Annotated in this window: 1 protein-coding gene; it reads left to right on the top strand. The window is 63.5% G+C overall.

Annotated elements, in window-relative coordinates:
• The coding region (locus tag NST23_RS28390; RefSeq protein WP_340965321.1) for a hypothetical protein at positions 1-1,683 on the top strand (1,683 nt) is incomplete at both ends.

A 1,683-nucleotide genomic window follows, 5' to 3' on the forward strand; every position in this document is an offset into this window, starting at 1 on the left:
AGCTCCAGTTGACCCCGTGGTTCCGGTTGCTCCCGTCTCTCCAGTTGCTCCCGTGACTCCGGTTGCTCCCGTAGCTCCAGTTGACCCCGTGGCTCCCGTCTCTCCAGTTGCCCCCGTGGGCCCGGTTACTCCCGTCTCTCCTGTTGCTCCCGTGGCCCCGGTTACTCCCGTCTCTCCTGTCGCTCCCGTGGCTCCGGTTGACCCCATAGCTCCAGTTGCTCCCGTCTCTCCGGTTGCTCCCGTCTCTCCTGTTGCTCCAGTTGACCCCGTCTCTCCTGTCGCTCCCGTAACCCCAGTTGCTCCCGTGACTCCAGTTGCTCCCGTAACTCCGGTTACTCCCGTTTCTCCGGTTGCTCCGGTTGCTCCCGTAGCTCCAGTTGAACCCGTGGCTCCGGTTGCTCCCGTAGCTCCAGTTGCTCCCGTCTCTCCTGTTGCTCCCGTGACTCCGGTTGCTCCCGTAACTCCAGTTGCTCCCGTGGCTCCAGTTGACCCCGTAGCTCCAGTTGACCCCGTGGTTCCGGTTGCTCCCGTTTCTCCAGTTGCTCCCGTAACTCCGGTTGACCCCGTGGCTCCGGTTGATCCCGTCGCTCCAGTTGCTCCCGTCGCTCCAGTTGACCCCGTGGCTCCCGTGGCTCCCGTCTCTCCGGTTGCTCCCGTCTCTCCGGTTGCTCCCGTAACCCCAGTTGCTCCCGTAACCCCAGTTGCTCCCGCGACTCCGGTTGCTCCCGTAGCTCCGGTTGCTCCCGTGACTCCAATTGACCCCGTGGCTCCCGTAACTCCGGTTGCTCCCGTAACTCCGGTTGCTCCCGTGATTCCAGTTGCTCCCGTCTCTCCAGTTACTCCCGTGGCTCCGGTGATCCCAGTTGCTCCTGTCTCTCCAGTTACTCCCGTGGCTCCGATTGCTCCCGTGACTCCGGTTGCTCCCGTAACTCCGGTTACTCCCGTAGCTCCAGTTGATCCCGTGGCTCCGGTTGTTCCCGTCTCTCCTGTCGCTCCCGTAACCCCAGTTGCTCCCGTAACCCCAGTTGCTCCCGTAACTCCGGTTGCTCCCGTAGCTCCAGTTGACCCCGTGGCTCCGGTTACTCCCGTCTCTCCTGTTGCTCCCGTAGCTCCAGTTGATCCCGTCTCTCCAGTTGATCCCGTCTCTCCAGTTGATCCCGTGACTCCGGTTGCTCCCGTAGCTCCAGTTGACCCCATGGCCCCGGTTACTCCCGTCTCTCCGGTTGCTCCCGTGACTCCGGTTGCTCCCGTCTCTCCTGTCGCTCCCGTGGCTCCGGTTGACCCCGTAGCTCCAGTTGCTCCCATAACTCCAGTTGCTCCCGTCTCTCCTGTTGACCCTGTCTCTCCTGTTGCTCCCGTAGCTCCAGTTTCTCCCGTAGCTCCAGTTGACCCCGTAGCTCCAGTTGCTCCCGTAACCCCGGTGGCTCCCGTCCCCCCGGTGGCTCCCGTAGCTCCAGTTGACCCCGTGGCTCCGGTTACTCCCGTCTCTCCGGTTACTCCAGTTGCTCCCGTGACTCCGGTTGCTCCCGTCTCTCCTGTCGCTCCCGTGGCTCCAGTTGACCCCGTAGCTCCTGTTGCTCCCGTAACTCCAGTTGCTCCCGTAGCTCCAGTTGCTCCCGTAACCCCGGTGGCTCCCGTAACCCCGGTGGCTCCCGTAGCTCCAGTTGACCCCGTGGCTCCGGG

It is taken from the genome of Brevibacillus sp. FSL K6-0770 (assembly GCF_038000275.1).
Lineage (GTDB): Bacteria > Bacillota > Bacilli > Brevibacillales > Brevibacillaceae > Brevibacillus > Brevibacillus parabrevis.